Annotated in this window: 20 protein-coding genes and 2 riboswitches; of the genes, 16 read left to right on the plus strand and 4 right to left on the minus strand. The window is 39.7% G+C overall.

Annotated elements, in window-relative coordinates:
• Positions 1-85: 85 nt before the first annotated feature.
• Positions 86-188: riboswitch (glycine riboswitch) on the plus strand.
• Between the two features lie 155 nt (positions 189-343).
• The 11 genes from glyA (at position 344) to purU (ending at position 11,215) form a co-directional block, all read left to right on the plus strand.
• Positions 344-1,594, plus strand: a complete 1,251-nt coding sequence (glyA, locus tag BIV60_RS15810; RefSeq protein ID WP_071356666.1) for a serine hydroxymethyltransferase — start codon at positions 344-346, stop codon at positions 1,592-1,594.
• A 17-nt stretch (positions 1,595-1,611) separates the two neighbouring features.
• On the plus strand, positions 1,612-2,124 hold the full coding sequence (locus BIV60_RS15815; protein WP_071356667.1) for a serine dehydratase beta chain: 513 nt from the start codon (positions 1,612-1,614) through the stop codon (positions 2,122-2,124).
• A complete protein-coding gene (sdaAA, locus tag BIV60_RS15820) occupies positions 2,124-3,005 on the plus strand; it encodes an L-serine ammonia-lyase, iron-sulfur-dependent, subunit alpha (protein ID WP_071356668.1) in 882 nt (293 codons plus the stop codon). The genes BIV60_RS15815 and sdaAA overlap by 1 nt, the downstream gene beginning before the upstream one ends.
• Positions 3,006-3,016: 11 nt before the next feature.
• Positions 3,017-4,129, plus strand: a complete 1,113-nt coding sequence (gene gcvT, locus BIV60_RS15825; RefSeq protein ID WP_071356669.1) for a glycine cleavage system aminomethyltransferase GcvT — start codon at positions 3,017-3,019, stop codon at positions 4,127-4,129.
• A 117-nt stretch (positions 4,130-4,246) separates the two neighbouring features.
• A complete protein-coding gene (gcvH, locus tag BIV60_RS15830; RefSeq protein WP_071356670.1) occupies positions 4,247-4,645 on the plus strand; it encodes a glycine cleavage system protein GcvH in 399 nt (132 codons plus the stop codon).
• 1 nt (position 4,646) lies between these two features.
• Entirely contained in the window at positions 4,647-5,999 is a 1,353-nt protein-coding gene (gene gcvPA / locus BIV60_RS15835) for an aminomethyl-transferring glycine dehydrogenase subunit GcvPA (RefSeq protein ID WP_071356671.1), read from the plus strand.
• Positions 5,992-7,482, plus strand: a complete 1,491-nt coding sequence (gene gcvPB, locus BIV60_RS15840) for an aminomethyl-transferring glycine dehydrogenase subunit GcvPB (RefSeq protein ID WP_071356672.1) — start codon at positions 5,992-5,994, stop codon at positions 7,480-7,482. Before gcvPA ends, gcvPB begins: the two co-directional genes overlap by 8 nt.
• Positions 7,483-7,568: 86 nt before the next feature.
• The gene (gene lipA / locus BIV60_RS15845; protein ID WP_071356673.1) at positions 7,569-8,450 is read left to right on the plus strand and encodes a lipoyl synthase; all 882 of its coding nucleotides are present in this window, start codon (positions 7,569-7,571) and stop codon (positions 8,448-8,450) included.
• 37 nt (positions 8,451-8,487) lie between these two features.
• Positions 8,488-8,793, plus strand: a complete 306-nt coding sequence (locus BIV60_RS15850; protein ID WP_071356674.1) for an iron-sulfur cluster biosynthesis family protein — start codon at positions 8,488-8,490, stop codon at positions 8,791-8,793.
• A 108-nt stretch (positions 8,794-8,901) separates the two neighbouring features.
• On the plus strand, positions 8,902-10,302 hold the full coding sequence (lpdA, locus tag BIV60_RS15855) for a dihydrolipoyl dehydrogenase (RefSeq protein WP_071356675.1): 1,401 nt from the start codon (positions 8,902-8,904) through the stop codon (positions 10,300-10,302).
• A 43-nt stretch (positions 10,303-10,345) separates the two neighbouring features.
• Positions 10,346-11,215, plus strand: coding sequence for a formyltetrahydrofolate deformylase (purU, locus tag BIV60_RS15860; protein ID WP_371261549.1), 870 nt, complete (start codon positions 10,346-10,348; stop codon positions 11,213-11,215).
• Between the two features lie 35 nt (positions 11,216-11,250).
• On the opposite strand, the gene BIV60_RS15865 is transcribed toward purU, so the two are convergent.
• Genes BIV60_RS15865 through BIV60_RS15875 form a run of 3 tightly spaced genes read right to left on the minus strand, consistent with a single transcriptional unit; the run spans position 11,251 to position 13,869 of the window.
• Complete coding sequence (locus BIV60_RS15865) at positions 11,251-12,051, minus strand: ABC transporter permease (protein ID WP_071356677.1); 801 nt, start codon at positions 12,049-12,051, stop codon at positions 11,251-11,253.
• Positions 12,041-12,808 (minus strand): ABC transporter ATP-binding protein, encoded by a 768-nt coding sequence (locus BIV60_RS15870; RefSeq protein WP_071356678.1) that lies wholly within the window; start codon positions 12,806-12,808, stop codon positions 12,041-12,043. The genes BIV60_RS15865 and BIV60_RS15870 overlap by 11 nt, the downstream gene beginning before the upstream one ends.
• Before the next feature lie 47 nt (positions 12,809-12,855).
• Positions 12,856-13,869 carry an ABC transporter substrate-binding protein gene (locus BIV60_RS15875; protein ID WP_071356679.1) on the minus strand — a complete coding sequence of 338 codons (1,014 nt, stop codon included), beginning with the start codon at positions 13,867-13,869 and terminating at the stop codon, positions 12,856-12,858.
• A 125-nt stretch (positions 13,870-13,994) separates the two neighbouring features.
• Here BIV60_RS15875 and BIV60_RS15880 point away from each other — a divergent pair, with 125 nt between their 5' ends.
• A complete protein-coding gene (locus BIV60_RS15880; RefSeq protein WP_071356680.1) occupies positions 13,995-14,783 on the plus strand; it encodes an alpha/beta hydrolase family protein in 789 nt (262 codons plus the stop codon).
• 38 nt (positions 14,784-14,821) lie between these two features.
• Positions 14,822-15,064 (plus strand): DUF2584 domain-containing protein, encoded by a 243-nt coding sequence (locus BIV60_RS15885; protein WP_071356681.1) that lies wholly within the window; start codon positions 14,822-14,824, stop codon positions 15,062-15,064.
• Between the two features lie 136 nt (positions 15,065-15,200).
• Here BIV60_RS15885 and pckA read toward each other — a convergent pair whose 3' ends face one another.
• Complete coding sequence (pckA, locus tag BIV60_RS15890; protein ID WP_071356682.1) at positions 15,201-16,784, minus strand: phosphoenolpyruvate carboxykinase (ATP); 1,584 nt, start codon at positions 16,782-16,784, stop codon at positions 15,201-15,203.
• Between the two features lie 276 nt (positions 16,785-17,060).
• Positions 17,061-17,216, plus strand: a riboswitch (SAM riboswitch).
• Positions 17,217-17,450: 234 nt separating this feature from the next.
• Here pckA and metK point away from each other — a divergent pair.
• The 3 genes from metK (at position 17,451) to BIV60_RS15905 (ending at position 21,672) form a co-directional block, all read left to right on the plus strand.
• Positions 17,451-18,650, plus strand: coding sequence for a methionine adenosyltransferase (metK, locus tag BIV60_RS15895; RefSeq protein ID WP_071356683.1), 1,200 nt, complete (start codon positions 17,451-17,453; stop codon positions 18,648-18,650).
• Positions 18,651-18,802: 152 nt separating this feature from the next.
• Entirely contained in the window at positions 18,803-20,701 is a 1,899-nt protein-coding gene (asnB, locus tag BIV60_RS15900; protein ID WP_071356684.1) for an asparagine synthase (glutamine-hydrolyzing), read from the plus strand.
• Positions 20,702-20,868: 167 nt separating this feature from the next.
• Entirely contained in the window at positions 20,869-21,672 is an 804-nt protein-coding gene (locus tag BIV60_RS15905) for an alpha/beta hydrolase (RefSeq protein WP_071356685.1), read from the plus strand.
• The last annotated feature ends 6 nt before the right edge of the window (positions 21,673-21,678 follow it).

Genomic DNA, 21,678 nt, shown 5'->3' on the forward strand with positions numbered 1-21,678 from the left:
GAGAGTGCAATTTAACACGCCACCGAAGGAGCAAGTTCCAAAAAGACCCTTGGAATTAATCTCTCAGGTAGATGGAACCACAATTGGACGCACCTCTGGAGAGCGCATATACAATTATGCCACCAAAGGGGAAGGTTCGATTTATAAATCGGAACTAAACTCTCAGGTAAAAGGACAGAGAAGGGTAAAGCAATCTTTATGCTACCCTTTTCTGTCCTTTTTTGCGTGCAAAAAAAGGAGTGTTTCTATCGATTTACTTGGAATAAATCTGCAGTGATTCGGATGATTAATTCCATGTTTGAAACATCAAAGGGTAGTTGAACCATTAAAAGGAGGACTAAAAATGGGATTACAACAAAATGATTCAACTATTTTTGAAGCAATTAGGAAAGAACAGGAACGCCAACTTCAAACATTGGAGTTAATCGCATCTGAAAACTTCGTTAGCCAAGATGTGTTAGAAGCAATGGGTAGTGTGATGACGAATAAATATGCTGAAGGCTATCCAGGAAAGCGCTATTATGGAGGTTGTGAATTTGTTGATATAGCAGAAAATACAGCGATAGATCGCCTAACAGAGCTGTTTGGCGCTAAATATGCAAATGTCCAGCCACACTCAGGTGCACAAGCAAATTTTGCAGTATTTTATGCATTGCTGCAGCCTGGTGATAAGGTCATGGGGATGAACCTTTCACATGGAGGGCATTTAACTCATGGAAGTCCTGTCAGCGTATCAGGGAAATGGTTTGAAATTGTGTCCTATGGTGTAAGAGAGGATACTCAATTAATTGACTATGATGAACTGGAAGAGATTGCAAAAAGAGAAAAACCAAAATTGATTATTGCAGGGGCAAGTGCTTACCCTAGAGTAATTGATTTCGCACGTTTTAGACAAATTGCTGATGAAGTTGGCGCTAAATTCATGGTAGATATGGCGCATATTGCGGGCCTTGTTGCCGCTGGCCTTCATCCATCTCCAGTTCCATATGCTGATGTTGTAACAAGCACTACGCATAAAACGCTCCGAGGACCACGTGGCGGCATTATTTTAACCAATGATGAAGACATCATAAAAGCCATTAATAAATCGGTGTTCCCAGGGATACAAGGCGGTCCGCTCATGCACATTATTGCGGCCAAGGCGGTAGCATTCAATGAAGCATTGCAGCCAAGCTTTAGGGAATATGTAAAACAAGTCATTGAAAATGCAGCAACACTTGGCGAAACATTAAAAAATGAAGGTGCTGCCCTTGTTTCTGGGGGAACAGATAATCATATTGTTCTTTTAGATTTACGTCCGTGGAATTTAACCGGAAAAGAAGCAGAAAAATTATTAGAAGAAGCGGGCATTACCGTTAATAAAAATACGATTCCATATGACCCGGAAAAACCATTTGTTACGAGTGGAATTCGGATGGGAACAGCCGCTTTAACAACACGTGGTATGAAGCAGGATGAGATGGTGAAAATTGGTAAAGTCATTGCCGCCGTTCTGAAGAGCAAAGGGGACAAAGTCGTACTTGAGAAAGCAATGGAAACAACAAAAACGATTTGTGACGCTTATCCGTTATTTCAGCAGGCAGTACCAGTGTAAGAAAGGGGCAATTTGGGATGGAATTTCAGAGTTGTTTTGACATTATCGGTCCAATCATGGTGGGACCGTCGAGTTCTCATACAGCTGGAGTCGTATCAATCGGAAAGTTTATTTACGAACTGTTGGGAGATTGTCCACAAGAAGCAAATATTGTATTTTATGATTCTTTTGCCGAAACTTATCAAGGCCATGGAACAGATAAAGCGCTTCTTGGCGGATTACTTGGGATGGATACCGATGATCAGCGCATTAAAAATTCATTGGTGTGGGCTAAAGAATATGGCATGAAGTACCAATTTGAATTTGCTGAAGAGTGCGAATATTATGACCACCCCAATATAACAATTGTAACAGCAAAGTACGGAGATGATGTTGTTAAGGTTGGCGGCGTATCACTTGGCGGCGGCTTATCTAAGATTTTTCTGATTAACGACAAGATGGTGGATATACGTTTAAGTGCTGGCGATGATTTTAAAGCGCTTGCCCGCCCTTATCAACCGATTAAGAAAGTACTTATGGAGGCAATTTAATGGAAATTCAGTCCATGAGAGAGCTGATTGAAGCTTGTGAAAAAGAGCAAAGAACAATAGGCGAAATGATGTTGATGATAGAAGCAGAAAAATCAGGAAGAGACAAAGAAACCATTATTGCCATGATGGAAGAGCGATTAATCAAAATGAAAGAAGCTGTTGACAGCGGGATCAAAGATGATTCTGCTGCACCAAGTGGTATTTCCGGCGGCGATGCTGTGAAAATGTATGATTATATGAATCAAGGAAAAGCTTTGTCAGGAAATTATATTAGTAATGCCATGGCTTTTTCGTTGGCAACTTCCGAAAATAATGCCCGGATGGGGGTCATTGTAGCGACACCAACTGCAGGGGCAGCTGGCATTTTACCTGGAGTATTGTTTTCGCTTCATAAAAATGACGGAACACCTTTTAAAGATTTAGTGATGGGATTGTTTACAGCAAGTATGCTCGGGTTAGTCATTGCAAACCGTTCTTTCATTTCAGGAGCGGCTGGAGGGTGCCAGGCTGAGGTAGGATCGGCCACAGCCATGGCTGCCGGAACAATCGTTGAGTTAAAAGGAGGCACACCACAGCAAGTTGTGAATGCCACAGCCATTGCCATGAAGTCACTTTTAGGTTTGGTTTGCGACCCGGTGGCCGGCCTTGTTGAAGTGCCTTGCATTAAACGGAATGTGATTGGGACTTCCATCGCGTTTTCGGCAGCCGATATGGCCCTTGCGGGGATTGAAAGCCGGATTCCTTGTGATGAAGTAATTGGAGCGATGTATAGGATTGGAAAAGATATGCCCAGAACACTAAGGGAGACAGCTCTTGGAGGTCTGGCAACGACTGAAACTGGTAAGCAGGTAAAGGAACGGCTATTTTGCAGGAGAACATAGGAGGTAAATCAATGGGAATTGAAACAGCATTAAAGCAAACACCACTGTTTGAAACGTATAAAAAATTTGGTGCAAAGGTCATTGATTTTGGCGGATGGGCATTGCCAGTACAATTTTCCAGTATATTAGATGAGCATGAGACGGTCCGGACGAAAGCAGGCCTTTTCGATGTCTCACATATGGGTGAAGTACTGGTTGAAGGAAAAGATGCAGAGAGCTATATCAACTACCTGGTTACAAACGATGTAACAAAGCTTAGTATTAATCAAGCGCAGTATACCGCAATGTGTTATCCAGACGGGGGAACTGTCGATGATTTATTAGTTTATAAATTGGAGGATGAAAAATATTTACTCGTTATAAATGCAGCTAACATCGATAAAGATTTTGAATGGATGAAGCAGCATGCAAAAGGAGATATGACTCTCACAAATATTTCGAATGAAATCGCTCAGCTTGCCATCCAAGGTCCAAAGGCGGAAGGGATTTTACAAAAGTTGACTGGAACCGAACTAGCTGAAATAGGCTCCTTTAAATTTGCTCAACATATCGACCTTGGCGGGGCTACAGATGTACTCGTATCCCGTACAGGATATACAGGAGAAGATGGTTTTGAGCTATATTTCTCTGCTAATCAAGCGGAAATTCTTTGGGAAAAGCTTTTAGAAGCCGGTAGTGAAGACGGCTTAAAGCCATGTGGACTTGGTGCCCGGGACACACTTCGTTTAGAAGCTCGACTTGCACTCTATGGTCAAGAACTGTTAAGTGATATTAATCCTCTCGAAGCAGGAATCGGCTTTGCCGTAAAACTGAAAAAAGAAAGTGATTTTATCGGGAAAGCTTCGCTTGTGGCTCAAAAAGAAGCGGGATTAAAACGAAAACTAGTAGGGATTGAAGTCACAGGACGCGGGATTCCACGCCATGGTTATAAGATTTTTTCGGAAACTGGAGAGGAAATCGGTGTTGTTACATCGGGAACCCAATCACCATCTTTAAAGAAAAGCATTGGACTTGTTCTAATTTCAACGGAACATGCTGAAGTAGGAACACCGTTAAAAGTAGAAATCCGTAATAAGCTGATTGATGCAGTTGTTGTGAAAACACCATTCTATAAAAGAGGTTAATAGAGTAATAAGATACTCTGAAAAACTCACTAACGGGCGGCAGGCAGCCTCCTACTATACAAAAAATGATTTTTATATTATTTAATCCTAATTAACAGCTGAAAGGAAGAAAATATAATGACAAAAGCAATCGCAACTTTACTATATAGCAAGGAACACGAGTGGGTTTTACAATTAGAAGGCAATCGAGTACGAATTGGGATTTCTGATTATGCACAAAAACAGCTGGGAGATATCGTATTTGTTGAAAATCCACAAGTTGATGATGAAGTAACAGCGGATGAATCAATGGGAACAATCGAATCGGTTAAAGCAGTTTCTGATATTTTCTCTCCAGTATCAGGTACAGTAGTTCGAATCAATGAGGAGATAGAAGATGCTCCAGAAACAATTAACGAATTTCCCTTTGGAAAAGGCTGGTTAATAGAAGTGGAAATGTCATGTCCAGAAGAGCTGGAATCTCTTTTAAATGAAGATGAGTACCAAGCGTTTATTAGTGAAGAGGGAGAGGAATAAGATGGCGAATACTTATAGATATCTCCCTGATACGGAACAAGATAAAAAGGAAATGCTCGATTTCTTAGGAATGTCTTCAATTGAAGAATTATTTGAAGATATTCCATCTGAACTTCGCTTAAAAGGTGAATTAACTATTCCAGAAGCGGATCCAGAACCTCTTTTAATGAAGAAAATGAACCAACTTGCCGCCCGTAATTTAAATGCAAATCAATATCCAACTTTTCTAGGCGCGGGTACATATGATCATTACATTCCAAGTGTTGTTGATCATATGATTTCACGTTCAGAATTTTATACAGCTTATACACCATATCAACCAGAAATCAGCCAAGGGGAATTACAAGCAATTTTTGAATTCCAAACGATGGTTTGTGAGTTGACAGGAATGGATGTGGCCAACTCCTCCATGTACGATGGCTTTACATCACTTGCAGAAGCTGCCTCACTTGCTGTTGCTTCTACAAGACGTTCAAAAGTAGTTATTTCAAAAGCTGTTCATCCTGAATCACGTGCAATTTTAAACACTGTTGCAAAGGGTCAAGAATATTCAGTTGAAGAAGTAAGTCTTGCTACAGATGTAACAGACTTAGAACAACTTAAAGCACAAGTAGATAAAGACACGGCTGCTGTTATTGTTCAATATCCAAACTTCTTTGGTTCTATTGAAGATTTAACAGAAATTAAGAATATCGCTGATGAAGTTGGTGCTCTTTTCATCGTAAGTTCAAACCCGCTTGCTTTAGCTCTATTACAATCACCTGGTAAACTTGGAGCAGATATTGTTGTCGGAGATATGCAGCCACTTGGTGTTCCTATGTCCTTTGGCGGCCCGCACTGCGGATATTTTGCTGTTAAACAAAAATATATGCGTAAAATTCCTGGACGTATTGTAGGACAAACTCATGACGAACAAGGAAGACGCGGATTTGTATTAACCTTGCAAGCTCGCGAGCAGCATATTCGCCGCGATAAAGCGACTTCTAATATTTGTTCAAACCAAGCACTAAATGCTCTTGCCTCTTCTATTTGCATGTCAGCATTAGGAAAGAATGGAGTTCGTGAAATGGCACAGCAAAATATTGAGAAAGCTGACTACTTGGCAAAGTCTCTTCAAAACAAAGGCTTTAACGTTTTAAACAAATCAGCATTCTTCAATGAATTTGTTGTAGAACTTCCACGCCCAGTTAAAGAAGTTAACACTAAGCTTCTTGAATCAGGGCTCATTGGTGGTTATGACTTAGGAATTGATTACGGATTTGACAATCAAATGCTGATTGCGGTAACAGAACAACGTACAAAAGAAGAGATAGACAAATTTGTAGAAGCATTGGAGGCTGTTGTAAATGGTTGAATATAATGATCTAATTTTTGAAATCAGTCGTTCAGGTCGTGTAGGGTACAGCCTTCCGAAAAGTGATGTTAAAAGTGTTGATTTACAAGATAAATTTCCAAAACATTTAATTCGTGATGAAGCAGCAGAACTACCTGAAGTATCCGAGCTTCAACTTGTTCGTCACTATACTGCACTTTCAAATAAAAACCATGGGATTGATAATGGATTCTATCCTCTTGGATCTTGTACGATGAAATATAATCCGAAAATTAACGAAGATGTGGCACGTCTAACAGGTTTAAGCCGTATTCACCCATATCAACCAAGTGAAACTGTACAAGGTGCATTAGAGCTTTTATATAATTTACAAGAAGAGTTAGCTGTAATCACTGGTATGGATGCAGTAACATTACAGCCTTCTGCAGGTGCTCAAGGTGAATGGACTGGATTAATGATGGTTAAAGCTTACCATGAGCAAAAAGGTGAAGTTAGAAAGAAAGTTCTTGTTCCAGACTCCGCTCATGGTACAAATCCTGCTAGTGCGAGTGTTGCAGGATTTAAGACAGTAACGATTCCATCAAACGAAAATGGACTAGTTAACTTAGATGAATTAAAAAAACATGTTGATAGTGATACCGCTGCATTAATGTTAACAAACCCTAATACACTTGGTTTATTTGAGCAAGAAATCGCAGAAATTGCTGCTGTAGTTCATGAAGCAGGCGGATTACTATACTATGATGGTGCGAATGCCAATGCGATTTTAGGAAAAACAACTCCAGGATCAATGGGCTTCGATATCGTGCATTTAAATCTTCACAAAACATTTACTGGTCCACACGGTGGTGGAGGTCCTGGTGCTGGTCCTGTTGGTGTTAAGGAATTCCTTCTTCCTTATTTACCTGTTCCACGCGTTGAAAAAGACGGCGATAAATTTGTGTTGAATTCAAATTATCCATTATCTATTGGCCGTGTAAAAGGCTATCATGGAAACTTTGGAATTTTAGTTCGTGCATACACTTATATTCGTACATTGGGACCAATTGGATTGCGTGAGGTTTCTGAAGGGGCCGTCCTTCATGCGAACTATCTTCGTAAAAAGCTTGAGCCATATTTTGAAGCTCCGTATTCACAAGTTTGCAAGCATGAATTTGTTTTATCCGGATCAAGACAGAAGAAGTTGGGGGTCAGAACACTTGATATGGCCAAACGTCTGCTAGATTTTGGGTATCATCCGCCAACCATCTACTTCCCGCTAAATGTTGAGGAATGTTTGATGATCGAACCAACTGAAACAGAATCAAAGGAAACAATGGATGCATTTGCTGATGTGATGATTCAAATTGCTAAAGAGGTTGAAGAAAACCCAGGTATTGTATTAGAGGCACCACATACAACGGTGATTGGCCGATTGGATGAAGTGCAGGCAGCGAGACAACCGATTTTGCGTTATACAAAAGAGGCATCGGCAGTGAAAGAAAAAGAAACTGTTAACGTATAAAACTAGTTATCTGTGCGGGGGGTTACCCTGCACAGATAACTTTCAAGTTAAGCAGATTATATGTACCGTACATAGGAGTGAATAGGATGGCCACCGAGTATGTCCGTAAACCAGAATGGCTTAAGATAAAATTAAATACGAATGAGCAGTATACTGGCTTAAAAACGATGATGCGTGAAAAAAAGCTTCATACAGTTTGTGAAGAAGCAAAATGTCCGAACATTCATGAATGCTGGGCATCGAGAAAAACGGCAACCTTTATGATTTTAGGAAGTGTATGTACACGTGCCTGCCGATTCTGTGCGGTTCAAACAGGGCTTCCGACAGAGCTTGATTGGGAAGAGCCGGAACGAGTGGCGGAATCAGTGGAGATGATGGGATTAAAGCATGTCGTGATTACAGCTGTTGCCCGTGACGATTTAAAAGATGGAGGAGCCGGGGTTTTTGCAGAAACGGTAAGAGCCGTAAGGAGACGTAACCCATTTTGCAGCATTGAAGTCCTTCCGTCCGATATGAATGGTAAATATGAAAATTTAAAAACATTAATGGATGCAAAGCCGGATATTTTAAATCACAATATTGAAACGGTGAAACGTTTATCACCAAAAATTCGTGCCCGGGCTACATACGAACGTTCCCTTGAGTTTTTGCGGCGCGCAAAAGAAATGAATCCTGCTATTCCAACAAAATCAAGCATTATGATTGGGCTTGGCGAAACAAAAGAAGAAATTCTCGAGACGATGGATGATCTTCGCAACAACAATGTGGATATTATGACCATTGGACAATATTTGCAGCCTACTAAACATCATTTAAAAGTCCAAAAATATTGGAGTCCGCAAGAATTTGAAGAACTAAAAATAATCGCCATGTCAAAAGGTTTTAGTCATTGCGAAGCGGGTCCGCTTGTTCGCTCCTCCTATCATGCAGATGAACAGGTCAATGCAGCAAAAGTGAATGCGCAATAAAGATAAATAGGTGATTAAGAGAAGAGGAGGGGATTCTATGAAGTTAAAAGTGACAGATGCAGCGATAGAGAAACTTAAAGAGCTAATTGAGACTGAAGGGAAAATTCCTCGGATTGATGCGGATGTAACAGGGGGCTGCGGGATGTCCGTTAAGTTTTCAATTGTTTTTGATGAACCGCGTCGAAACGATTTATGCATCGAGATGGATGAAATACAAATTCGGCTGGATCGTTTTACTAAACGCTATTTAGATGAAGAAGCTGAAATTGATTATCTCGACGAACAGGGTTTTCTAGTAGGAGACAGCTTTACCTCAAGTGCTTGTGCAATTGAAATCGGTTAATGGGGACCTGATTATGATTTAAAATGCAATGAGCACCATCTAATTTTATTACTTATAATCATAGTTTTCCTGTAGGAATTATAGGTATTGTGAATAGGAGAAACGAAAATGACAAAAGAATATGATATTGTGGTTATCGGAGGCGGGCCAGGAGGCTATGTGGCTGCCATTCGTGCATCTCAATTAGGGTTGAAAGTGGCAGTTGTTGAAAAAGGAAAAATCGGTGGAACATGCCTTCATGCAGGATGTATCCCAACCAAAGCCTTATTAAGAAGTGCAGAATTATATTCTCAAACAAAAAATGCAGAGCGATTTGGCGTCATTGCCCCTGAAATTGGACTTGATTTTTCAAAAGTACAAGCCCGGAAAGAAGAAATTCAGGACCGCCTTTTTAAGGGTATCCAACATCTAATGCAAAAAGGAAAAATCGATGTTTATGATGGAAAAGGCAGTATCTTGGAGTCAAGAGATGTTTTAGTTGAATTAAACAATGATGGCGGAGAAATCATTGTAAGCCCGAGGAATATTTTAATTGCAACAGGATCCCGGCCAAGAACATTTTATGGCTTGGAGGCAGATGAAAAGTATGTGATGACATCAGATGAAGCCCTGGAAATGGAAACACTTCCAAATTCTATCATTATTGTTGGCGGTGGTGTGATTGGAATTGAATGGGCATCGATGCTTGTGGACTTCGGTACACAGGTTACTGTCCTTGAATATGCTGATCGTATTTTACCGACAGAAGATAAAGATGTTTCAAAGGAAATTCAGCGCTTACTAAAGAAAAAAGGCGTAAAAATCGTCACAGGGGCAAAAGTTCTCCCAGAAACGCTTGAAAAAGGTGATGGTGTTTCGATCAAGGCAGAGCATAAAGGGAAAGAAACGTTATTTTCTGCCGATAAACTTTTAGTATCCGTAGGGAGATTGCCAAATACAGAAGGAATTGGGCTTGAAAAAACGGCCATTGAAATGAATGGAATTTTTATTAAAACAAATGATTTCTATCAAACAAAAGAACCGAACATATACGCAATTGGTGATGTCATTGGCGGCTTGCAGCTTGCTCATGTTGCCTCACATGAAGGAATCATTGCTGTTGAACATATAGCTGGAGAAAGTCCAAATGCACTTGACCCAACTCTCGTTTCAAAATGTGTATACTGCAGTCCTGAGGTAGCAAGTGTTGGACTTACAGAAGATGAAGCAAAGGAAAAAGGATTTCAGGTAAAAACCGGTAAATTCTCATTTCGTGCAATCGGTAAGGCCCTCGTTTTTGGTGAATCAGACGGATTTGTCAAACTTGTTGTTGAGGAAGGAACGAATAATCTGTTAGGAGCGCATATGGTGGGTCCTCATGTAACAGATATGATTACCGAGTTTGGTCTTGCCCGTGTGCTAAATGCAACTGCAATGGATATTGCTCATACAATCCATCCACATCCTACATTAGCCGAAGCAATCGGAGAAGCAGCATTAGCTGTAGATGGAAAGGCAATTCATTCATAATACGATAACTACATAATTCACAGCCAAAAGGATGGTGGGAGAATTGATCACAAAAGTAAAGACAAACCGTGCAGTATTATTAATTTCCTGTCCAGAAAAGCCAGGTATTATCTCAACCGTAACGAATTTTTTATTAGAACATAAAGCGAACATTGTTCATTTTGATCAACACACAACAGATCCACACTCAGGTGTATTTTTTATGCGGATTGAGTTCGAAGTGGAAGAATTAGATTCTTCATTTGAAAAACTTGAACAGGATCTGGATATGATGGGGCGGGATCATGCTTTGGATTGGCAGTTAAGCACCAATAAAAAAAGAAAGCGAATGGCAATCTTTGTTTCCAAAGCGGACCACTGTCTAACCGAGCTTTTGTGGCGGTGGAAATCAAAGGAAATCCCGGTAGACATCTCTATGGTAATCAGTAATCATCCTGATTTAAAAGAGGAAGTGGAGTCGTATGGCCTCCCTTTTTATCATATCCCAATGTCGCACGAAACCAAAGATGAGGCCGAACAGAAAGCATTAGAACTGTTAAATGGGGAAATAGACTTTATTGTCCTGGCAAGATATATGCAAATACTCTCCCCTAATTTTATTTCTCATTACCCAAATCAAATCATTAACATCCATCACTCTTTCTTACCGGCATTTGTTGGAGCAAATCCCTATGTGAGAGCGTTTAACAGAGGCGTGAAGTTAATCGGCGCAACTGCCCATTATGTTACGAATGATCTTGATGAAGGACCAATCATTGAACAGGATGTACAGCGGATTAATCATCGTTTTACGGTTGAGGATCTTAAGACTGCTGGACGCCATGTGGAAAAAAGGGTTCTTGCCGAAGCGGTTTCCTGGCATGTTGAAGATAAAGTACTTGTTCATGGTAATAAAACGATTGTTTTTGCTTGAATAGAAAAACTAAAAAGAATAGCGATATCTTTCCGCTATTCTTTTATTAATTTTTTCTCAATAAAATCAACAATTTGGTACATCACCGTTGCTAAAACCGCAACGATCAGCAGTGACAGCATTACTAAGGTAAAATTAAACACTTGGAAACCGTAAATGATTAAATAACCTAAACCTTTCGCCGAAACAAGGTATTCACCCACAATTACTCCTACCCATGATAAACCGACATTTACTTTTAAAGTTGAGATAATAGTTGGAAAACTTGCCGGCAGAATCGCCTCTTTAAAGCATTGAAATCGGGTGGCCCCCAATGTTTGCAGGACTTTGATATAGTTCGGATCTACTTCGCGAAAGGATGTATAAATCACAATGGTTGTTACAATAACAGATATAATGACTCCCATTGCAATAATTGAAGGATAACCGGGACCTAAAGCCACAATTAAAATTGGACCAAGGGCAACTTTCGGTAATGCGTTTAAAATAACCAGATAGGGGTCAAGTATTTTTGAAATCATTGGTGACCACCATAATATTGCAGCGATAATCGTACCAAGCAATGTCCCCAGGATAAAACCAAACACGGTTTCTGTTAAGGTAACAATCGTATTATCAAGCAGTGATCCATCTTGAAGTTTTTCTAAAAATAACAGCCAAATTTTTGAAGGGGAACTAAAAATGAGCGGATCAATCCAATGGAGCCTGCTTGCAATTTCCCAACCTATAAAAAATAACAGAAATATTAACAACTGGTAAAATCGCACCCATCTATTTTCAACCCTTAAGACACGCAGATATTCCTTGTGAAGCTGTTTTACTTTATTAGGATTCAAGGGACTCCAGCTCCTTCCAAATGGTCTCGAATAAGTTGGGATATAATGGGTGGTTACGAGCTTCAAAAGGGGATGCGATTCTTAATTCATTAGGCATTTGAAAAGTTTTATGGAGCCGGCCGGGTTTAGAAGAAAACAAAAATATCCGGTCGCTCATGGCAATGGCTTCTCCGATATCGTGTGTAACAAGGATCGCGGTCTTGTTTAACTCTCTTAATGTACCTGCAACTAAATCCTCTAACTTTAGCTTAGTTTGATAATCAAGCGCTGAAAAGGGTTCATCCAGCATTAATAGCTTAGGCTCTGTTGCTAAAGTTCTTACAAGGGCAGCACGCTGCCGCATTCCGCCAGATAATTGTTTTGGCAATTGTTTCTCCACACCATGAAGACCAATCTGATTTAAAAGCTGTAACGTTTTAGACTTTGATTTTTCATTAAGCTGGTCTGATAACTTTAGTCCCAATAGGACATTTTCTTCAATTGTTTTCCAAGGAAACAGATAGTCTTGCTGAAGCATATAACCAATTTGATGTATGTTCGTAGATTCAGGCTTATTTTCAAGCAGTACCTTTCCATGGGTTGGTTTGAGTAAACCGGCAATAATAGACAAAAGGGTTGTTTTTCCACAGCCGCTTGGGCCGAGGAAGGAGACAAATTCTCCTTCCTCGATTTTTAAAGAAACATCGGAGAGGGCCGTGGTCACGGATTTTTTTGTCAAATAGGTATGATGGATTTCATTAATGGTTAAGAAACTCATCGGACCGCTCCTTCAGTATTTTTTTGAAAATTTGACTTCGGAGACAATTATTTTTTAATCACTTTTTCAGCAATGCTCGTATTGACCAGTGTTTTGTAATCCACTTGTTTCGGCAGTTCGCCTGCCTCTTTCATAATGGTTTGGAGATTATTCCATTCTTCTTCATCAAGAATCGGGTCTGTCGCAAATGAGCCTTGATTCTTATACCGATCGACCACCATTTTAATGATTTCAAAGTCAGTATCCTGGAAATACGGTTGTACGGCCTTAGCGATTTCATCTGTACTGTGCGTTTTTACCCATTGTTGTGCTTTATAAATCGCACTTGTGAATTTTTCAATCGTTGCTTTATGGTCTTTCATATAGCTTTGTTTTGCCATAAAGGAGGTATAGGGGACATGACCTGATTCCGTGCCAAAAGAAGCAATGATATGGCCTTTCCCTTCTTTTTCAAAAATACTTGCAGTTGGCTCAAATAATTGGACAAAATCACCAGTTCCTGAGGCGAAAGCACTAGAAATATTTGCAAAGTCAATATTTTGAATTAATTTTAAATCCTTGTGCGGATCAATCCCGTGTTTCTTTAAAACAAATTCGCCAACCATTTGTGGCATACCGCCTTTACGCTGGCCCAAGAAGGTTTTTCCTTTCAGCATATCCCATGAGAAGTTATCGATTTTTTCACGGGAAACAAGGAAGGTTCCATCCGTTTGCGTTAATTGAGCGAAGTTAATCACTGGATCGCTGGCGCCTTGGGTGTAAACATAAATCGAAGTTTCCGACCCTACAAGGGCAATGTCAGTACCACCGGAGAGTAAGGTCGTCATCGTTTTGTCGCCGCCAAAAGTAGTGGTCAGCTTTACATCCAATCCTTCATCCTTGAAAAATCCTTTTTCCAGTGCAACATATTCGGGGGCATAAAAAATTGAGCGTGTCACTTCCGCTAAGCGAACTTTTTCCAGTTTCTTTGGCTTCGTAGTATTATTATTGCAGGCAGCAAGTGAGACGATAAGAATAGCAATCGTCAATATGGAGAAACTGAATTTTAACCATTTTTTCATAATGTACCTCCTAATCTCGGAAAAATCTGGGCTGGTTTTGCTTACATTATCGTATGAAGTGGAAAAAAATGTGTGAATGCCCAGTTACATATTTTTGAAATAAAAAATGAAGGGAGAGGTACTGAATGGCGGAAATAGGCAAGATTATAGAGATAAGCCGGTTTCCTTCTCCGAATCCAAATGTGGAGCTGAAGCTGATTACCTACCTTTCAAATGGATTAAAGGTAAAAGGAATGCTGGCTGAACCAAAATATGAAAAAACAAATGAGGGGTTTTTGTATTTACGCGGCGGGATTAAAAATGTTGGAAGAGTCAGACCGGCACGGATTGCCCAATTTGCAGCAGAAGGATTTATTGTTTTTGCTCCGTTTTACCGTGGAAATCAAGGCGGTGAGGGCAATGAGGATTTTGCCGGTGAGGACAGGGAGGATGCTTTTGCCGCCTTTTTCCTGTTAAAATCTCTTCCACAGGTTAAGCATATTCATATTTTTGGTTTTTCACGAGGAGGGGTGATGGCGCTTTTAACAGGAATTCAATTTCCTGAAGCAGCTTCACTGGTTACGTGGGGAGGGGTGAGTGATATGGCCTTGACCTATATGGAGCGTACTGATTTACGGAGGATGATGAAAAGGGTGATTGGCGGTACTCCTGAAAAATTTCCTGAACGGTATGAGGAAAGGACTCCACTATATCAATTAACGGAGTTAGAAGTGCCTGTTTTAATTATCCATGGTGTGAACGACCATAATGTCTCGGTTGAACACGCCTATCGTCTTGAGCGAAGATTAAAAGCATTAAATAAGCAAGTGGAGTCTTGGTATTTCGATTTGTATACCCACTACTTTCCTCCTGCAAAAAATAGAAAAATTGTCCATGATTTATCGAATTGGATGAAAAATCAAATCAAAAGATGATAGAATGGAAGTAACCAATAAGCAGAGGAGTGGATCATATGGGCATGCCTCTAGAGCTAAATACAATGATTGTAACAAAAGGAAATGAAAAACGTGTTGAAGAAAACCTATTTCATTTAGTAAAAGAAGGATACAGACTCTATCCAATTGACATTCCTATTGAAGTCCGAAAAACGATTCAAAGTGATTCCAGTGGAACGGCAGTTATTAAGAAAGTGGAATGGCAGGAGAAAACAACCCAAATTACCTATCAATTAATTTCATTGAATTCGACAAATTGAGCAGGGGGCTTATGCAACCTGCTTTTTCAAATGTGAAAAAACGGTTCGCAGATAAAAGTGGTTTTATCGCAGATGAACCTAAAAGAGGGTTAAAAAAAGAGGAGCTCCTATAATTTGAAGCTCCTCTTTTACTATATTACGCGATTGGACCGCCTTTTTCTTCGATGTTGCCAGGGACATTTGAAAACTTTTTGAAGTTTTGACGGAACTTTTCTGCAAGTTCTTTTGCTTTTTGCTCATAAGCATGAGCATCAGACCATGTTTTGTTCGGCTGAAGAACCTCGTCCGGAACGCCTGCAATGTGAAGCGGAATATGCAGACCAAAAATTTTGTCCTGAATGGTTTCAACTTCATTTAATTCGCCTTCAAGAGCTGCCTGAACCATTGCTCTTGTGTAAGAAAGCTTCATTCTGTTGCCCACACCGTATTCTCCGCCAGTCCAGCCTGTATTAACAAGAAAAACATTTGCACCATGCTCAAGAATTTTCTCACCAAGCATTTCGGCATAACGTTTAGCCGGAAGCGGCAGGAACGGTGCACCAAAGCAAGTTGAGAAGGTAGCTTGCGGTGAAGTGATTCCACGTTCAGTACCGGCAAGCTTTGAGGTATACCCGCTCAAGAAATGGTACATTGCCTGCTCCTTCGTTAATTTAGCAATTGGAGGTAAGACACCAAAAGCATCTGCAGTTAAAAATACAATCGTATTTGGATGACCGGCAATGCTTGGGTCAAGAATATTATCAATCGCTTGTAGCGGATAAGCTGCACGCGTATTTTCCGTTAATGTGTTATCATCATAATCAGGAATTCTCGATTCAGGGTTAGTAATCACGTTTTCTAATACCGTTCCAAAGCGAATGGCATCAAAGATTTGCGGTTCTTTTTCACGAGTAAGATTAATGGTCTTTGCATAGCAGCCGCCTTCAATATTAAAGACCCCATTTGATGACCAACCATGTTCATCATCACCAATTAATTTGCGATTTGGATCAGCTGATAAAGTTGTTTTACCTGTTCCGGAAAGACCGAAGAATAAAGCAACATCTCCTTCTTGGCCCACGTTGGCAGAACAGTGCATAGAAAGAAGATTATTTTCAGGCAGTAAGTAATTCATAACGGAGAAAATGGATTTTTTCATTTCCCCGGCATATTCAGTACCACCGATTAAAACAGTGCGGTGCTCGAAAGAAATAATAATGAAAGTTTCGGATTTTGTTCCGTCAATAGCCGGATTTGCTTTGAAATTTGGTGCAGAAATCACAGAAAAACCGGCATCATGTGTTAAAAGCTCTTCTGCATTTGGACGAATAAATAATTGATGGGCAAATAGGTTATGCCATGCATACTCATTTACCACCTGAATTGGCAATCGGGATTTTTTATCTGCACCTGCAAATCCTTTAAAAACAAAAATTTCTTCTTTTGTTTTTAAATAATCAAGTACTTTATTATAAAGGTTAGTGAATGCTTCTTCTGAAATAGACTGATTATTTTCCCAGTCGATTTTATCCTTTGAAGATTCCTCAACCACAATAAACTTGTCTAGAGGGGAACGCCCTGTATATTTTCCAGTTGCCACACTGATGGCACCCGATGATGTTAAGGTTCCTTCATTACGACTTAAAACTTTCTCCACTAATTGCGGTACGGACAATTGGATTTGGATATTTTTTTCCGCTAATAATTGAGTTAATTCATTTGGGATATGAACAGAATTCATTTGGATGGGACCTTCCTTTTTATTTTTTTTAGCAACAACTGCATCTTGTTAAAAAGTATAACACATTTAATTTATTAGTCTATACTAATTCGAAAAATAACTTACATATCATACAGTATTCATAAATTAATGATTTTAATTAGACAAATTGTACATTTATATTTATTTTTTACAAAAATTGATTTTTTAGCTGATATTATTGAAAGTTTTATTTTTAAAAAAATTGATTGACATCCTTCGACACAGTAGGTTAAGATTTAAAATTGAACGGATACTCTCTTATCCCGAGCTGGTGGAGGGACAGGCCCGATGAAACCCAGCAACCTGCTATATGAGGAAAGCAGTCGAAAAAAGGATATTCCTTTTTTAACTGGTCATTTTCTAAGCAAAGGTGCTAAACCTGAGGCAAGGCTAGACCTTGAACGATAAGAGTGAAAGGCGCGGAAACAGTATGCTCTTGACCTTTCCTCAATTGGAAAGGTTTTTTGTTTTGGTGCAATAATCTTTTATTTCTACCCTTGAAAATGTACTATGGGTTGTTTTTCTCATAATATACCCGTATTTATTTCATACTACTAAGGGAATGAGTACCGTATCAACCCGAGGTTAAAAGGTTTTAGAAACCGGCACAATAACCTCATATAATAAATTTAGGAGGAATACAGATTGTCAACAAAACGTCGTTTGTTTACTTCTGAATCAGTAACGGAAGGTCACCCGGATAAAATTTGTGACCAGATTTCTGATTCCATTTTAGATGCCATTTTAGCCAAGGATGCGAATGCCCGCGTTGCAGCTGAGACTTCAGTTACAACCGGACTTGTCCTTGTTGCCGGTGAAATCACCACTTCTACTTATGTGGATATTCCAAAAATTGTTCGTGAAACCATTAAGGGAATTGGTTATAATCGTGCAAAATATGGCTTTGACTCCGAAACCTGTGCGGTATTAACCTCGATTGATGAACAATCACCAGACATTGCAATGGGCGTTGATCAGGCACTTGAAGCACGTGAAGGTCAAATGTCCGATGAACAAATTGAAGCAATTGGTGCAGGGGACCAAGGTTTAATGTTTGGATTTGCTTGTAATGAAACTAAAGAGCTAATGCCTTTGCCAATTTCACTTGCACACAAGCTTGCTCGCCGTTTGACCGAGGTTCGTAAAGATGAGATACTCCCATACCTTCGTCCGGACGGAAAAACTCAGGTAACCGTTGAGTACGATGAAAACGATAAACCTGTTCGTATTGATACGATTGTTATTTCTACTCAGCACCATCCTGAAATTAGTCTTGAGCAAATTCAACGCAATTTGAAGGAATACGTGATTAACCCGGTAGTACCAAAAGAACTGATTGATGAAAATACAAAATACTTCATTAACCCTACAGGCCGTTTCGTAATTGGCGGACCTCAAGGGGATGCAGGTTTAACAGGCCGTAAAATTATCGTTGATACTTACGGTGGTTATGCCCGTCACGGCGGCGGCGCATTCTCCGGTAAGGATCCTACAAAGGTTGACCGTTCTGCAGCCTATGCGGCGCGTTATGTAGCGAAAAACATCGTTGCTGCCGGACTTGCCGAAAACTGTGAAGTACAGCTTGCTTATGCAATTGGTGTAGCAAGACCGGTTTCCATTTCTGTTGATACTTTTGGTACTGGTAAGGTGAGCGAAGATATCTTGGTTGAGTTAGTAAGTAAAAACTTTGATCTTCGTCCTGCAGGCATTATCAGAATGCTTGACCTTCGCCGTCCGATTTATAAACAAACAGCAGCATACGGACATTTTGGACGTACAGATGTAGATCTTCCTTGGGAGCGTACAGATAAAGCAGATGCTTTAAGAGAACAAGCAAATCAATAAATTTTTGAAAGAGAGTTACGGGAAACGCGTAACTCTCTTTTCTTATTTTCGTCACATACATAAATAGTTAAAAGAATAGGATGTTTAAGTCACCCTAAAAAGGTGAAAACTGGATATTATCCAATTTCTAAATTAAAGTGGGTGAGTACAGAATGTGCGGCTTTATTGGCTGTGTCCATGATCAACCAAAAGATTGCAGTGAAGAGCAAAAACAGCAATTTAAAACCATGAATGATATCATTACACATCGTGGACCAGATGATGATGGATTTTACTATGATGATTATATCCAATTTGGGTTTCGCCGCTTAAGTATTATTGATATTGAAAGTGGACACCAGCCGTTAACATACGAAAATGAGCGTTATTGGATTATTTTTAATGGTGAAGTTTATAACTATGTTGAACTGCGTGAAGATCTTTTAAAGGAAGGCCTGGAATTTGCAACAAGCTCTGATACGGAGGTGATTATCGCTTTATACAGCCATCTAAAAGAACGTGCGGTTGAAAAACTTCGCGGCATGTTTGCCTTTGTCATTTGGGATAAACAGGAGCAGCAACTTTTTGGAGCACGGGACCCGTTTGGGATAAAACCTTTTTTTTACTATGAAGATGAAGAAAGAACATTCTTTGCTTCCGAGAAAAAAAGCATTTTGCTGGCTCGGAAAAACGAAGTTCTGAATTATAATGCCCTGCAGCATTATTTTACCTATCAATTTGTCCCCGAACCGGAAACCTTATCATCAGGAATAAAAAAATTAGAGCCGGGTCATTGTTTTACCAAGAAAATTGGTTCTTCTATGGAAATCAATAGATACTGGAGAGCTCAGTTTCATCCTGTAAACCGATCGGAATCGGAAATAATGAAAGAAATAAGGGATGTATTAACTGAATCGGTAAAAATCCATATGCGAAGTGATGTACCCGTCGGCTCTTTCCTTTCTGGTGGGATTGATTCTTCGATTATTGTTTCACTAGCAAAGGAATTTCACCCGGCGATCAAAACGTTTTCTGTCGGTTTTGAACGGAATGGATTTAGTGAAATTGATGTAGCGAAAGAAACAGCGGAAAAGCTTGGAGTTGAAAACATAAGCTATGTGATTCCACCGGAGGAATATATGGCTGAAATCCCAAAAATCATGTGGCATATGGATGACCCTCTCGCTGACCCGGCATGTGTTCCGCTCTATTTTGTTGCCCGTGAAGCACGAAAGCATGTGACGGTTGTTCTCTCAGGTGAAGGGGCTGACGAACTTTTTGGTGGATACAATATTTACCGGGAGCCGCAATCATTAGAAGTTTTTACTAAAATCCCAAGGATCGTGAAATTATTTTTAAAATGGATGGCATCCGTTATGCCTGAAGGAACAAAGGGAAAAAGCTTTATTGAACGCGGGGTAACACCAATGGAAGAACGCTACATTGGCAACGCCAAAATGTTCACGGAAGAAGAAAAGCGAGAGTTATTAAATGTTTATCAGGAGGGCATATACTATACAGATATTACAAAGCCTTTATATCAAGAATCAACTGGATACAACCCGGTTGATCGGATGCAGTATATCGATATTCATACATGGTTGCGCGGGGATATCTTGCTGAAGGCTGATAAAATGACGATGGCACATTCATTAGAACTGCGTGTCCCCTTTTTAGATAAGTCGGTTTTTACAGTTGCTTCGAAAATCCCTGAGAGTTTTAAAACAGCGAATGGTACGACAAAATATATTTTAAGAAAAGCAGTAGAGGGGATTGTACCAGACCATGTGTTACATCGTAAAAAACTTGGGTTTCCTGTACCCATCCGGCATTGGTTGAAGGACGAAATGAATGAATGGGCGAAATCGATTATCCACGAAAGCGAAACCGACCATTTAATCAATAAAAGTTATTTATTGAAGCTATTGGATGATCATTGTCTGGGTAAAGGTGATTACAGCCGAAAAATCTGGACCGTGCTCATGTTTATGATTTGGCACCAGGTTTATATTGAAGAAAAGTATGCCTTTCAGCGGAATTTTAAAAGAGAACCGGCAGTATTAAAAAACTAAGGGAACTTTACCATTATCCCTTAGTTTTTTGTTTGCAGTGATTTATATACTGGGCTTTTCTAAAAAAGTATATGAAATGATGACCTGTAAATGCATGTCATTTTTGTAACTTATGTTAAAATAAAATAAATATTAGGACGATGTTTTTGTATTTAGGAGGAAGGGTCATGTGGAAGTGGGAAGCAGAAGGGGAGGCTAAGGCGGTTATTGTGATGGTGCATGGGGCAATGGAACACCATCGCCGCTACGGCTGGCTGATTGAAATGTGGAGAACATCGGGCTTTCATGTAATCATGGCCGATCTTCCCGGCCAAGGGATGACAACCAGATCCCGCAGAGGTCATATTGATTCCTTTGATGAATACATAATAGAAGTAAAGGAATGGGTACATGCTGCTTCCAGCTATAATTTACCTGTATTTTTACTAGGCCACAGTTTGGGTGGCTTAATCTCAATTCGACTTTTGCAAGAGGAAAAAATGAACATAGCCGGTATAATTCTTTCTTCCCCTTGCCTTGGGCTTGTCAAAACTCCATCCAAATTTTTAGAGTTCCTAGCATTTGTTATGAATAGTATCTTTCCTTCCTTTCGAATCAATTCGGGTTTAACTGTGGAAATGGCAACAAGGAATTTGAATGTCAGGGAAGCAGATGTAAATGATACCCTATATGTTACGAGGGTTTCTGTCCGATGGTATCGAGAATTATCAGCGGCGATAAAACTTGCATTTATGAACCTAGAAAAGACACATGATGTTCCTATCCTTGTCATGCAAGGTGGCGATGATAAGATTGTCAATAATAAAGCGGTGAAAAATTGGTTTAACCATGCGCCATTTTCTGAAAAAAGATATAAGGAATGGCCAAAATTATATCATGAAATATTCAATGAACCAGAGCGGGAAGAAGTATTTGAATACGCAAAGGATTTTGTTGCGAGTCAATTAAAAGCAATTGGGTACATTGTTTAAAAAGAG

Origin of the sequence: Bacillus sp. MUM 116, from assembly GCF_001866655.1 — a bacterium.
In the GTDB taxonomy this organism is placed as follows: Bacteria; Bacillota; Bacilli; order Bacillales; family Cytobacillaceae; genus Neobacillus.